This is a genomic window from Lutimaribacter saemankumensis (assembly GCF_900100005.1).
Lineage (GTDB): Bacteria > Pseudomonadota > Alphaproteobacteria > Rhodobacterales > Rhodobacteraceae > Lutimaribacter > Lutimaribacter saemankumensis.
Window position 1 is genome coordinate 19,864 of sequence record NZ_FNEB01000006.1, and the last position, 13,298, is coordinate 33,161.

A 13,298-nucleotide genomic window follows, 5' to 3' on the forward strand; every position below is an offset into this window, starting at 1 on the left:
GCGGTTTACTCACCCGCCTCGCGCGTGTCCACCGGCCGCGGCCCTGTCAGGGTGCGGTAGGCATCGTATTGCGACAGGAAAACCTGTCCCGTCAGCTCGTCCAGGAAATGACTGCGCTTCAGCCGGTCCATCACCGGGCCCTTTACCTCGGACATGTGCAGCGTGATCCCAAGATCGCTGAGCCGGTGGTTGATCGCCTCAAGGCTTTCCAGCGCGCTCATATCGATCTCGTTCACTGCCGAACACATAAGAACCACGTGTTTGATCGGTTCGTCGCAGGCAATGCGGTTGTAGATGTAATCTTCGAGAAAGCGGGCATTCGCGAAATAGAGGCTTTCGTCGATCCGCAGCGTCACCATCTCGGGATGGGTTTCGACCCTGTGACGCCGGATGTTGCGGAAATGCTGGGTGCCGGGCACCAGGCCAACCTCGGCCACATGCGGGCGCGACGTTTTGTACAGAAACAGCCCGATGGACAGGACGACCCCCGCCGACACGCCCATTTCGACACCGAATCCGAGCGTCAGGAAAATCGTCGCCGCAACGGCGGCAAAGTCGATTTTCGAATAGCCCCATGTGCGGGTCAGGATCGAAAAATCCACCAGGCTCAAAACCGCGACGATGATCGTGGCGGCAAGCGTCGCCTTGGGCAGGAAATACAGCAGCGGCGTCAGCAGAAGCGCGGCGAGCAGGATGCCGATCGCGGTGAACGCGCCCGCGGCGGGTGTCTCGGCGCCGGCGTCGAAATTGACGACAGAGCGCGCAAACCCGCCTGTCACCGGATAGCCTCCGGTGATCGAGGCGGCGATGTTCGAGGCGCCCAGCCCCACCAGTTCCTGGTCGGGCACGATCCGCTGGCGTTTCTTTGCGGCCAACGTCTGCGCGACGGAAACGGATTCAACAAAACCGATGATCGAGATCAGCAGCGCCGACACAAACAGCTGCCCCCAGAGATCGGGATTGAGCGAGGGCAGGGTAAGCGGCGGCAGCCCCATCGGCACTTCGCCGACGATGGCCACGCCCTTTTCATGCAGGCCAAAGGCCCAGGTCGCGAGTGTCGTTGCGGCGACCGCTCCAACCGGCCCTGCCTTGGCAAGAATATCCGCAACGCGCGGTTTCATCCCCGTCGACAGGAGCAGCGGTTTCAGCCCCTTGCGGACCCAGAAAAGGAACGCGACGGTCGTCAGGCCGATAAACAGTGTGATCGGGTTGGTCAGGTGCTGGTTTTCGAGAAGGGAGCCAACCAATTCCGGCAGGGCATGGCCATGCGCGCCGATACCGAAGATATGCTTCATCTGGCTTGTTGCGATCAGAACGCCCGACGCGGTGATGAAACCCGCGATAACCGGGTGCGACAGGAAATTCGCCAGGAACCCGAGGCGAAAGACGCCCATCACGGTAAGGATAAGCCCCGAGATGAAGGCCAGCGTGATCGCGGCCGCGGCATATTCGGCCGGTGAGCTGAGCCCCAGGTTTCCGACGGCTGCCGCCGTCATCAGCGAAACGACTGCGACAGGCCCGACCGCAAGCGCCCGGCTGGTGCCAAAGACGGCATAGGCCACAAGCGGCAGGATCGAGGCATAAAGCCCCATTTCCGGCGGAAGCCCCGCCAGCAGCGCGTAGGCCAGCGATTGCGGGATCAGCATGATCGTGACGATCACGGCAGCAACCGTGTCCGAAGTCAGCGTTTCGCGATCATAGGTCTTGGACCATTCGAGAATGGGCAAGTACCGCTTGATTGCGGTCAGTGTAATCTTGGGCGGGGTCATGGCGCGTCCTGTTCGGCCGTTTGAGTTGGATATATTCAAAACGTCGAATGGATTAAAGGGGTGAATCGTCGCGGTGTGTGTTCCGGCGTGTCGGCGGATGATGATTTTCGCGGCACGGCCGCCGCTTGACAGTTGCAAATGCGCGGGCGTTGCTTGGTCCTGTAAGATGCCGTGCCGCCTATGGAGCAAGCCATGAAATACGTCAAAGCCGTTACTTTTGTACTGTGCTCGTCGCTATACGCAACCGTTGCGATGGCCGACCCGGTGCAGACCATCCTGAACGATGCCAGGACATTCTGCGCGTCCTACGAAAACGGGGTTTTCGATGCGGGCGACGCCGTTCAATCCGTCGACCTGGACGCAGATGGAACACCCGACAGCATCGTGGACGAAAGCAGGTTTTCGTGTTCGTCCATGGCCTCCGCCTATTGTGGCAGCGGCGGCTGCATGGTTCACGCGGTCATCGGCGACCGGTCCTGGGACTTTCAGTCCGAAGGGTGGCGCATGATGGATTGGAACGGCCGCCCCATCCTGCTGATCGCCCGCGACGGCGGATGGTGCGGCGGGGCTGGATCGCAACTCTGTTTCGAGGCTGTGACCTGGAGTTCCGGGGAAATGCTGACTGTCATGCCGCCGGCTGACAGCCAGTAATCCCAAGGGGAACGTGGCCCGGCCCTTAACCGGCAGTCACCTTTTCGGGTTTCGCCAGCCATTCCTTGCCGCGCAGCATCGCCTTCCAATAGACCGGTGGCAGGATCTGTTCTTTCAGGATCCAGGCTGCGCGCGTGGGTTTGGTGCCGTCGATGATCCATTTCGGAAAGCTGGGCATCAGCGCGCCGCCATACCCGAACTCGGCCAGGACGATCTTGCCCTTTTCCACTGTCAGTGGACATGAGCCATAGCCGTTGTACATTGCCCGCGGGGCGCCGCCGCGAATGTCGGCAACCAGGTTTTCCGCAACGATCGGCGCCTGCATGCGCGCGGCTGCTGCGGTCTTGGCGTTGGGTGCGTTCATCACGTCGCCAAGGCTCCAGATGTTTTCGTATTCCTTGTGGCGCAGGGTGTTCTGATCGACATCCACCCAACCGGCTGCATCGGCCAGCGGTGAAACGCGGATGAAATCGGGCGCTGTCTGCGGCGGGCAGACATGCATCATGTCGAACTCGACCGTTACATCGCGCGCGTCCTTGTCGGGTTCCGACACCCGGAAAGTGGCCTTTTTGGCTGCACCGTCGACCGCGATCAGGTTGTTCCAGAAATTCAGCGTGGCGTCATATTTCCTGACGTATTCCATAAGGGCCGGGACGTAGTCCTTGACCCCGAAAAGCACGCCGCCCGCATTCATGAACTGGACGTCGATGTCCTTCAGGCGGTTGGTGCGGAACCAGTGGTCCGCCGACAGGTACATCGCCTTTTGCGGTGCGCCTGCGCATTTGATTGGCATGGGGGGCTGGGTGAACAGCGCGCGGCCTTCGCGCAGGCCCTTGACCAGTTCCCAGGTATAGGGCGCAAGGTCATAGCGGTAGTTCGACGTGACGCCGTTCTTGCCCAGCGTTTCGACCAGCCCTTCAACCGCGTGCCAATCGAGCTTGAGCCCCGGACACACGACAAGGCGGTCGTATTTCACCACGCGGCATCCATCCAGAATGACGGCGTTGTCCTTCGGTTCGAACGCGGCAACGGCCGATTTGATCCAGTGAACGCCGTTGGGGATCAGGCTGCCCATGGTCCGCGCCGTCGTTTTCGCGTCGAAGACGCCCGCGCCGACCATCGTCCAGCCGGGTTGGTAATAGTGGATGTCGGCCGGGTCGAGGATTGCGATGCTCAGCCCCGGTTTGCGTTCCTTGATGCTGGCGGCAACGGCGATGCCTGCCGCCCCGCCGCCCACGATCACAACGTCGAATTTCGCGTCGCCCGTATCCGTGGGCGTCTTGCCGCCATTCACGATGCGCCGCACTACGCCGGCCATGTCGTATCCCGCGGCCTTCGTCGCAGCGAGGATCGCCGCAGGCTCGCGATGCTTGGCCTGCGACAGCGACCACAGCGTGGCCGAGCGCGTGCCTGTCCGGCAATAGGCAAGCACCGGACCGGGCAGTTCGATCAGCGCGCGGCCGAAATCCTCGGCGTCCTCGTCGCGGACCTTGCCGGAAACGATCGGCAGGAACCGTGTCTGCAGGCCCGCGGCCTTTGCGGCCGCCTCGACCTCTTCAAAGGTGGGCTGGTCGGCGGCCTCGCCGTCGGGACGGTTGCAGATGATCGCGCGGAACCCCTGGGCCGCGACCTCGGCCATCTCTTCGGGCAAAAGCTGGGGCGCGACGCTGACTTCGTCGGTGATCTTCTTGATATCCATTCTTGCCTCCGCACGGCTGGGAATCGTTGTGAGGCTTTTTACATTCCATCTGCCGAATGCGTCAGGTGCCACACTGTCACAGCGTCAGTCGTAGCTGAGCGTCACCGCCTTGCCCCGGAACACGGTGTAGGCCAGCACAGTGTACCCCAGAATCATGGGCAGGACGAAAACCGTTCCGATCAGGATGATGAACAGGCTCTCGGGGGCGCTGGCGGCCTCGTAGATCGTCAACTGTTCGGGCACGACATAGGGGTAGAAACTGTAGGCCATGCCGAAGAACCCCAGCACGAACAGCGACACCGCGGCCACGAAAGGCACCCAGGCAAAGCTGTCGTCCCGCGTGGGCAGCCGACGCAGCACGGCCCACAAGACCGCGATCAAAGCGACCGAAAACAGCGGCAGGGGCGCAAGCAGGAAAATCTCGGGCACCGAAAACCACTTTTCGAAGATCCGGGGGCTGACCAGCGGCGAGGCAAGCGACACCGCCCCCAACCCCAGTATCACGCCGAAAATACCGCCCCGCGCCCATCGCACGGCCTTGGCCTGCAGCAGGTCTTCGGTTTTCAGGATCAGCCAGGCCGCCCCGATAAAGCTGTAGGCGACCGTCAGGAAAACCGCCGTCAACGCGCCGAAACCAACGGTCATCGGCGTGATCTGCAGCCCCATGATGTAGATGCCCAGCATGTAGCCCTGCGCCAGCGCGGTCATCAGCGAACCGGCGAAAAACGCGCGGTTCCACGGCTTTTTCCAGCGGGTCGGCGCCTTGACGCGAAATTCGAAGGCCACGCCGCGCAGGATCAGGCCGATCAGCATCACCGACACAGGCAGATAGAGCGCGGTCAGGATCGTCCCATGGGCAACGGGAAATGCGACCAGCAACAGCCCGATCGCCAAGACAAGCCAGGTTTCATTCGCGTCCCAGAACGGGCCGATACTGGCGATCATGCGATCTTTTTCCGCATCTTCGGCAAGCGGAAACAACACCCCGACACCCAGGTCGAACCCGTCGAGAACGACATAGATCAGGATGGACAGGCCCATAAGGGTTGCGAAGGTCAGCGGCAGCCAGGTTGCGGGGTCTCCGAAAAGGGTCATGGGGTCACTCCGCCGGGGTTTCGATTGCGATGGCTTCGCCCGATTGCGGGATGTGGGCTTCGGGCGGCTCTCCCTTGGCTGCCCTGCGCGCGAGGTAGAACAGCACACCGACATAGGCGGCCAGCAGCGCGGCATAGACCGCAAGGTAGGCGCCGAGCGATGTCGCGACCATCGGTGCGGGCACGTCGGCCACGGCGGCCTCGGTCGTCAGCACGCCCTGCACCAGCCACGGCTGGCGACCGATCTCGGTCGTGTACCAGCCCGCCAGCGTTGCGACCCAGCCGGAAAAGGCCATCGGAACCATTGCCAGCAATAGGGGTTTCGGCAGGCCGTCCACCCCGCCGCGCCGCCACATCAGTGCGACAGCCGCCCAGCTAAGCAGAAGCATCGCCATGCCGGTGCCAACCATGATGCGGAAACTGAAGAAAACCGGAGCAACCGGCGGGTGCGTGACGGTGCCATCCGCGGCCACGAAATCGTTCAGGCCGGGGACGACGCCATCGGCATGGTGCTTGAGGATGAGCGACGCGCCGTTGGGGATACCGATTTCCAAGCGGTTCTCGCGCGCTGCTTCGTCGGGGATTGCGAACAGCAGCAACGGGACGTTGCCGCGGGTGTCCCAGTTGCCTTCCATCGCGGCCACCTTTTGCGGCTGGTGTTCCAGCGTGTTCAGCCCGTGCATGTCGCCGGCCAGAATCTGCACGGGGATAAGCACCGCGCCCATCATGATACCGGTGCGCAGCGTGCGGCGTATGCCGGCCGTCCTGTCGCCAAGAAGCGAGCGGAACGCGCTGATCCCGGCGATAAGGAAGGCGACGGTCAGCCCGCTGGCCAGCAGCATGTGAGCCAGCCTGTAGGGCATCGAGGGGTTGAAGATGATGGCCATCCAGTCGGTCGCATGGGCAACGCCGTCGCGCATCTCGAAGCCGGCAGGCGTGTGCATCCAGCTGTTCAGGACGAGAATCCAGAAGGCCGACATCGTCGTTCCGAATGCCACGAGAAAGGTCGAAAGCGTATGCAGCCATCCGGGCACGCGCGACATGCCGAACAGCATGATGCCCAGGAACACCGCTTCGAGGAAGAATGCCGTCAGAACCTCGTAGGCCAGCAGAGGCCCGGCGATGTTGCCGACCGTTTCCATGAATCCGGGCCAGTTGGTGCCGAACTGGAACGACATCGTGATGCCCGAAACAACACCCATCGCAAAGCTGAGCGCGAAAACCTTGACCCAGAACCGATAGGCTTCAAGCCAGGCTTCGTCGCCCGTGCGGTTGAAGCGCAGACGGAAAAACAGCAGCACCCAACCCAACGCGATGGTGATGGTCGGGAAAAGGATGTGAAACGATATGTTCGCGCCAAACTGAATACGCGACAAAAGCAGTGCGTCCATCAAACCCTCCGTTTCTGACGCATAAGATAGTTTTGCCATGCAGGTTTTAACCGGGCTGCGACGGCAGGGCGCAGATGCCCTTTTCTTGGGCGGTCCGGCGCGCTATGCGGGGGCATGACGCGTATTCAGGACAGATATGCCGAACTTGTGCAGGCGGGCGAGCTTCATGCCGATCCCGCGCAAGAGGCCGCGCTGCCTGAATTCGAACGCATCCACCACGCGTTGGAACAGCCCGTGAAGCGCGGCTGGTTCGCGAAAAAGCCCGAGCCGCCCAAGGGCTTGTATCTGTGGGGGGGCGTCGGCCGCGGCAAATCCATGCTGATGGACCTGTTTGTCAGCATGGTGAATGCCCCCAAGCGGCGCGTTCATTTCCACGCCTTCATGCAGGAAATCCAGAACGCCCTGCACGAGGCGCGCAAATCCAATGTGGAGGACGCGATCGAGCCGGTGGCCAAGGCCGTGTCGGACGAGGTGCGGCTTTTGGCCTTTGACGAGATGCAGATCACCGATATCGCGGATGCGATGATCGTGGGGCGGCTTTTCGAAAAGCTGTTCGATGCCGGGGTGGTGGTGGTGACAACGTCGAACCGCATTCCCGACGATCTCTACAAGAACGGGTTGAACCGCCAGATATTCCTGCCGTTCATCGACCTTCTGAAGGATCAGATGGAAATCCACGAACTGACCAGCCCGCGCGATTACCGGCAGGACAGGTTGCAGGGCGAAAAGGTCTATTTCACCCCTGCGAATGCCGATGCGCGGCGGGCCATCGCGTCGATCTGGGACGACCTGACCGATGGCGGGGAAGAGGCGCTGGTTCTTGTGGTGAAGGGGCGCAAGGTCGAAATCCCACTCTATCACAACGGGGTTGCGCGGGCGTCGTTTCATGACCTGTGCGGCCGGATGCTGGGCGCGGCGGATTACCTTGCCCTGGCCGAAGTGACGCGGGTTCTGATCCTTGAGAACATCCCGACGCTCGGGCGGTCGAACTTCAACGAAGCCAAGCGGTTCGTGACGCTGATCGACGCGCTATACGAAGCCAAGGTGCGGCTGATCTGTTCGGCGGCGGCTGAGCCGGAAATGCTCTATCTCGAAGGCGAAGGGGTTTTCGAATTCGAACGCACCGCCAGCCGGCTGCGCGAAATGCAGGCCGAGGACTGGGGTGGCAATCCATGAGTTCGGACCGGGGTGATTGAACCGCCGAAAACCGCGCGGTTTTGCGCCGATACCGCGCGGTTTTTCTGTCGACCTGTGCTGAACGTGCTAATCCGCCATCAGTGAGGATCGGGAGGTCAGTATGGACAGACGTTTCTTTGTCTTGGGATGTGTGGCACTTGCAGGGTGTGGCCGCCCGGAACGGCGCCGCGAAAGGATGCGGGCCGGCCAGCCGCGCTATAACGCGCCGCTTTATCCAAACGAAACGCCACAGTTGCGTGCATTGATCGTCAAGTATGCGAACTTTTACGACGTACCGGTCGAACTGGTGCAGCGGGTGATCGTGCGCGAAAGCCGGCATCGTCCCCAAGCGCGCAATGGTCCCTATTACGGGTTGATGCAGATCCTCCCTCAAACGGCCCGCACAATGGGATTTCGTGGTGCCCCCGAGGATTTGCTGGATGCGGAAACCAACCTGAAATACGCGGTCAAATACCTGCGTGGCGCGTGGCTGGTATCGGATGGCGACCAGGATCGCGCGGTGATGTGGTATGCCCGTGGCTACTACTACGAAGCCAAGCGGCGGGGAATGCTGCGCGAGACAGGTCTGCGGAGCTGATCGTCAAAAAGAAAGGGGGCCGTTGGTTCGGCCCCTCTTTCCCACCTGCCGTCGAAAGCTGTCAGAACTGTGAAGGGGTGCGCCGGGCGCGACACGGCCTTGCCGTCGTCTGCGTCACAGCATCACTTTCAGACCTTTGCCGCATGTTCGAAGTTCCCCAAAATGGCTGCCGTTCGATAACCGGCTGAACGGCGGCCCACGCCCCTGCCAAGATATAGGCGAGCCGCTGCGAATCGGTCAATATCGTGTGGCTTCTCGGCACCGGTGCAGAAAGTGAAGGGGTTGAATTGACTCGAAACTTTTTTCCGCTGGGCTGACGGTCTCGACGCTTTCTATTGATTGGCACCAAGGCGCAAGACGGCGCCTGCCAGATAGAGAGACCCGCAAATCAGAATGCGCGCTTGCGGTGTATGGGCGTCGATACGGGAAAGGGCCTCTTTCACACCCGGTGCCTTTTCGGCGCGCAGGCCCACTTGCGTGGCGGCTTCGGCGGTTTGTTCAGCGGTCAGGGTATTCGCCTCGCCCGGGATCGAAACCGCCAGCAAGCCATCGGCAACCTGCGCCAGAGGTGCAAGATAGCCGGTGACATCCTTCGTGTTCAGCATTCCGCAGATCAGGTATGTCGGCCGTTCCGGCAGCGTTCCGAGATGCGCGGCGAGGGCTTGCCCCGCTGCAGGATTGTGCCCGCCATCTAGCCAGAGTTCGGCCTTCGGTGCCAAGGCGGGCAGGGGGCCTCCGGTCAGTCGTTGCATGCGCGCGGGCCAGAACGCGTTGGTCACCGCTGCTTCGGCGGCCATGTCGTCAAAGCCCAGAAACCTGAGCGCGGCAATCGCGGCACCGGCATTCTGGACCTGGTGCGCGCCAGGCAGGTTGGGCAGCGGCAGGTCGAGCAGGCCGACGTCGTCCTGGAAAAACATCCGCCCGTGTTCCAGCCCCACATGCCAGTGCTGGCCATATGCAAGAACGGGGGCGCCAAGCCTTTCGGCCCGGGCCTCGATCACCTCCAGGGCCGCGTCTTCCTGCGGGCCTACGACCACGGGCACACCCGGTTTGATGATGCCTGCCTTTTCGCCTGCGATCTTGGCCAACGTGTCGCCCAGATAGCTTTCGTGGTCCATGGACACGGGCGTGATTATCGTAAGCTCGGGTTTGTCGATCACGTTCGTTGCGTCCAGCCGCCCACCCAGGCCGACTTCGAGAAGGGTGTAGTCTGCCGGTGTTCGTGCCATCGCAAGGATCGCCGCGCAGGTCGTGATTTCGAAATAGGTGATCGGCGTGTCGCCGTTCGCGGCGTAGCATTCGTCCAGAACATCCGACAACGCGGTTTCGGAGATAAGTTCGCCGGCAATGCGTATGCGTTCATGAAACCGCGCAAGGTGCGGTGACGTGTAGGCGTGCACGCGTTTGCCTGCGCTTTCAAGGCCGGCCCGGATCATGGCCTGTGTGCTGCCCTTGCCGTTGGTTCCGGCGATATGGATCACCGGCGGCAGATCGTTCTGCGGGTTGCCGAGCGCGTCCAGCAGTTGCCAGACCCGGTCAAGCGTCAGGTCGATGATCTTGGGGTGCAGCGCCATCATCCGTTCAAGGATGGCGTCGGATCGCTGTGTCATGTCAGCAGTAGGTCCGTGCGGTCAGAGAGAGGCGCGGGTGATCGCCGAAAGATCGTGATTTACTTGGAACAGCTTGGCTTCGATTCCGGTGATGCCGAACCCTTCGAGCCGCTTGCTGTGCTTTTCAAGATACGCCTGCGCCGCTTCCGTGGTTTCGAAGACATAGATGCCACCACCGCGACCGGTTTCGGCGTTTTCCGTCCAGACCTTCCAGACCAGACCCGCCTCGCCGGCGATGTCATGAGCCAGATCGCCGAAGGCGGCGGTCATCTCGTCGCCCCAGGGGCCGGACATCGGAAAGTCGATTTGCAGCAGGGTATGGCTCATGCTTTGGCGCCTTCTATGAATTGCCGCGATGTTATCGCGCCGGACGCAGGCGACCAAGCGGATTCGCGGCGTTTCAGCCCTTCTTCGCGTCAGCGGCGGGGGTGGAGGCCGCCTTTTCGGCGGGTGCCGCGTCTTCGCCTTGCGGTTCGGGCGCGGGCAGGTCGCCCTTGATCGCTGGCGGCTGGTTCATCAGCATGCGGGTAATGGTGATCAGCTCGTCCCGCATCTCGGTGCGTGCGGTCACGCGATCCAGCATGCCGTGATCCAGCAGGTACTCGGCGCGCTGGAACCCTTCGGGCAGCTTTTCGCGGATCGTCTGTTCGATCACGCGGGGACCGGCGAAACAGATCAACGCATTCGGTTCCGCGATATGCACATCGCCCAGCATCGCGTAGGACGCGGTGACGCCGCCCGTGGTCGGATGGGTCAGCACGACGATATAGGGCAGGCCCGCCTCTTTCAGCATCTGGACGGCAACGGTGGTGCGCGGCATTTGCATCAGGCTCAGGATGCCTTCCTGCATGCGCGCCCCGCCGGCGGCCGAGAACAGGATCAGCGGGCGCTTGAGCTTTACCGCCTCTTGCGCGGCGGCGATGATGGCGTTGCCGACATACATGCCCATCGACCCGGCCATGAAGCTGAAATCCTGCGCCGCCGCCACGATCGGGGTGCGGCCGATTTCGCCCGTGGCGACCAGCATCGCCTCTTTTTCGCCGGTCTGTTTCTGGGCGGCCTTCATGCGGTCAGGGTATTTTTTCTGGTCGCGGAATTGCAGAGGGTCGGCCAGCGGTTCGGGAACGGAAACCTCGGAAAAGATGCCGCCGTCGAACAGGGACCGGAACCGCTCGCGCGGAGTGATCGCCATGTGATGCCCGCAATTGGTGCAGACATTCAGGTTGTCGCTGAGTTCGCGGTGGAACAGCATCGTTCCGCATTCATCGCATTTCGACCAAAGATTCTCGGGCACTTCGCGGCGCGAGAAGATCGAGTTGATGCGGGGGCGGACGTAGTTGGTGATCCAGTTCATTCAGGCGTGTCCCGTTGCGGCTTTGGCCTGAAATAAGCCCCGGCGCGGCGAAATGCAATCAACGCCTTAGCGCCACCCGTGCGGCCAGCCACATCAGCCCGACGCCGGCAAGCTCGGTCAGGAATGGCCCGGACAGGATCGGGCCCGTGGGGACAAGATCGCCGCTCAGGCTGCCTTGTGGGAACAAAAGCAGCGCCAGGCCGGAATCCGGCGCCGCGAATTCGGCGAAGAAAAGGAAGGCATAGGCGTTGTTGGCAAGGTGGAACCCCAGCGCCGCCCCAAGGTTGCCCGTCCGCGCAGTCAGGTCCGATGCGGCAAGGCCGAAGAAAAACGCCCAGATCATGTATTGAAGCCCGGAGGTCGAGAAGTCCCCGGGCTCCCAGTGGGCGAGGGCGAACATGATGTTCGGGACCAGCATCCAGATCAGTGCGCGATCATAGCGCGCGGCGATCTGTTGCTGGATGTATCCGCGATAAAACAGCTCCTCCGCGCCGGTTTGAATGGCCAGCGCCAACAAGGCCAGCGGCAGTGTCAGCAACCATAACGGCACGCTGCGCACATGGCTTGCGGCTGAAATATCCCAATAGGGCGGCAACATTTCGATCATCAGGAACAGGGCCGCGACGGCAATCAGCGCCAGGCGCAAATCGTGCCAGAAAGGCCGCAAGGGACCAGTGAGGCTGATTAGTCCGCGATGGTGCAGTCGACGCGCGGCCAGGATGACGCCAAGGGCCAGGAACCCGAAGCTGCCCAGTTGCACCAGCAGTCCGCCGCGCGTGCTGCCATACCAAACCGCCTGTGCGCTGATGCCCGGCAACCACTGCAACAACGCGTCGAACAGCCAGCGCAGCCCGCTGTTGAACGCCTCGATCAGCGCAACGCCGATGACAAGGCGCGGCATTTGCGCGGTTGGCCGCGCGGGGGCGGCGAAATTGCGGTGCGGCTGATAGCTCATGTCCTGTCCCGGCCGGTCTCGGCCTGCCAAGACTTAGCTTATGGCTTGTCCCTGCGCTAGCGACGCAGCGCCACACGCGCGGCGAGCCATCCACATAGAAGCACGCCGGTATCGATCATCATGATGCCGCGCATCTGCGCGGGGTCGGTCATGTCGACCGGCCAGATCCAGAGCGCGAGATCGCCCAGTTCTTCCTGGCCTGCAATCAACAGGAACGCGCTGGCGTTGTTCACCAGGTGCAGGGCGATGGCTGGCCCCAACGATCCGCTGCGGGCTGTCAGGTCGCTCGCCGCGATCCCGAACAGTGTCGCGGACGCCATCAGCCAGATCGAGTTGCCGCCAAGCGCAGGGTCATGGTGCAGCGCGCCGAAAAGGACCGAAGGCGCGACCATCCAGATTGCGGGATGCGTATAGCGCGCGGCCAGTTGTTGCAGGATGTAGCCGCGAAAGATCACCTCTTCGGTGGAAACCTGCACCAGCACGGCCAGCAGCCCCAGCGGCATCAGGGCGATCCATACCCTTGTATCGAGCCCCGGTTGCAGGCCGCTTCCATCCCATGGCGGCAGCACCCAAAGCACCAGATAGAGCAGGATCAGCGCCCCGGCCACCCGCCGCGCCTGCCACAAGGCCAGCATCGGACGGCCCAACAAGGTCAGCGGCTGGCGTCCGTGCAGGATGTCGACGCACACCAGTGTCGGTATCAGGAAAAAGGAGAAGCCGAACAGCAGGAACAGGATTTCGCCAGGCCCGGCGGATGTGAGTTCAACATAGGCGGCATAGATCGCCGGCGGCAGCACCGCCCCCATCAGCGCACCGAAGGCGGTGGCCATCGTCAGGGCCAGCATCACGATCAGCCCGATCCCCGCGCCAAGCCGCCAAAGTTCGGACCGGTCGCGCGCCGGTGCGGCATAGGCCGACAGCGGCGCATATTGTGCGGGCAGTTTCACGTGTCAGCCGGCCTTCGCGTGTCGGGAGGGCGCCGCGGCAATGCCGCCTGCGAC

The 13,298-nt window shown here is 62.4% G+C and carries 12 protein-coding genes; 3 read left to right on the top strand and 9 right to left on the bottom strand.

Annotation, left to right across the window (positions count from 1 at the left end):
- Positions 1-5: 5 nt before the first annotated feature.
- The gene (locus tag BLT50_RS11865) at positions 6-1,769 is read right to left on the bottom strand and encodes a SulP family inorganic anion transporter (protein WP_090028917.1); all 1,764 of its coding nucleotides are present in this window, start codon (positions 1,767-1,769) and stop codon (positions 6-8) included.
- Positions 1,770-1,961: 192 nt separating this feature from the next.
- Here BLT50_RS11865 and BLT50_RS11870 point away from each other — a divergent pair, with 192 nt between their 5' ends.
- Positions 1,962-2,420 carry a hypothetical protein gene (locus tag BLT50_RS11870; RefSeq protein WP_175491467.1) on the top strand — a complete coding sequence of 153 codons (459 nt, stop codon included), beginning with the start codon at positions 1,962-1,964 and terminating at the stop codon, positions 2,418-2,420.
- A 25-nt stretch (positions 2,421-2,445) separates the two neighbouring features.
- Here BLT50_RS11870 and BLT50_RS11875 read toward each other — a convergent pair whose 3' ends face one another.
- The 3 genes from BLT50_RS11875 to BLT50_RS11885 form a co-directional block, all read right to left on the bottom strand.
- Positions 2,446-4,119 carry a bifunctional protein tyrosine phosphatase family protein/NAD(P)/FAD-dependent oxidoreductase gene (locus BLT50_RS11875; RefSeq protein ID WP_090028919.1) on the bottom strand — a complete coding sequence of 558 codons (1,674 nt, stop codon included), beginning with the start codon at positions 4,117-4,119 and terminating at the stop codon, positions 2,446-2,448.
- Positions 4,120-4,203: 84 nt separating this feature from the next.
- Positions 4,204-5,214, bottom strand: coding sequence for a cytochrome d ubiquinol oxidase subunit II (locus BLT50_RS11880; protein WP_090028920.1), 1,011 nt, complete (start codon positions 5,212-5,214; stop codon positions 4,204-4,206).
- Between the two features lie 4 nt (positions 5,215-5,218).
- Positions 5,219-6,604, bottom strand: a complete 1,386-nt coding sequence (locus BLT50_RS11885; protein ID WP_090028921.1) for a cytochrome ubiquinol oxidase subunit I — start codon at positions 6,602-6,604, stop codon at positions 5,219-5,221.
- Between the two features lie 114 nt (positions 6,605-6,718).
- Here BLT50_RS11885 and zapE point away from each other — a divergent pair, with 114 nt between their 5' ends.
- Positions 6,719-7,780 carry a cell division protein ZapE gene (zapE, locus tag BLT50_RS11890; protein ID WP_090028922.1) on the top strand — a complete coding sequence of 354 codons (1,062 nt, stop codon included), beginning with the start codon at positions 6,719-6,721 and terminating at the stop codon, positions 7,778-7,780.
- Between the two features lie 121 nt (positions 7,781-7,901).
- Positions 7,902-8,378 (top strand): lytic transglycosylase domain-containing protein, encoded by a 477-nt coding sequence (locus BLT50_RS11895; protein WP_090028923.1) that lies wholly within the window; start codon positions 7,902-7,904, stop codon positions 8,376-8,378.
- Positions 8,379-8,710: 332 nt separating this feature from the next.
- Here BLT50_RS11895 and BLT50_RS11900 read toward each other — a convergent pair whose 3' ends face one another.
- The 5 genes from BLT50_RS11900 to BLT50_RS11920 all read right to left on the bottom strand — a co-directional run bounded on the left by BLT50_RS11900 (position 8,711) and on the right by BLT50_RS11920 (position 13,244).
- Entirely contained in the window at positions 8,711-9,988 is a 1,278-nt protein-coding gene (locus BLT50_RS11900; RefSeq protein ID WP_090028924.1) for a bifunctional folylpolyglutamate synthase/dihydrofolate synthase, read from the bottom strand.
- 21 nt (positions 9,989-10,009) lie between these two features.
- Positions 10,010-10,315 carry a monooxygenase gene (locus BLT50_RS11905; RefSeq protein ID WP_090028925.1) on the bottom strand — a complete coding sequence of 102 codons (306 nt, stop codon included), beginning with the start codon at positions 10,313-10,315 and terminating at the stop codon, positions 10,010-10,012.
- 73 nt (positions 10,316-10,388) lie between these two features.
- The gene (accD, locus tag BLT50_RS11910) at positions 10,389-11,342 is read right to left on the bottom strand and encodes an acetyl-CoA carboxylase, carboxyltransferase subunit beta (protein WP_090028926.1); all 954 of its coding nucleotides are present in this window, start codon (positions 11,340-11,342) and stop codon (positions 10,389-10,391) included.
- 58 nt (positions 11,343-11,400) lie between these two features.
- Complete coding sequence (locus BLT50_RS11915) at positions 11,401-12,297, bottom strand: CPBP family intramembrane glutamic endopeptidase (protein WP_090028927.1); 897 nt, start codon at positions 12,295-12,297, stop codon at positions 11,401-11,403.
- A 56-nt stretch (positions 12,298-12,353) separates the two neighbouring features.
- On the bottom strand, positions 12,354-13,244 hold the full coding sequence (locus tag BLT50_RS11920) for a CPBP family intramembrane glutamic endopeptidase (protein ID WP_090028928.1): 891 nt from the start codon (positions 13,242-13,244) through the stop codon (positions 12,354-12,356).
- Between the last annotated feature and the right edge of the window lie 54 nt (positions 13,245-13,298).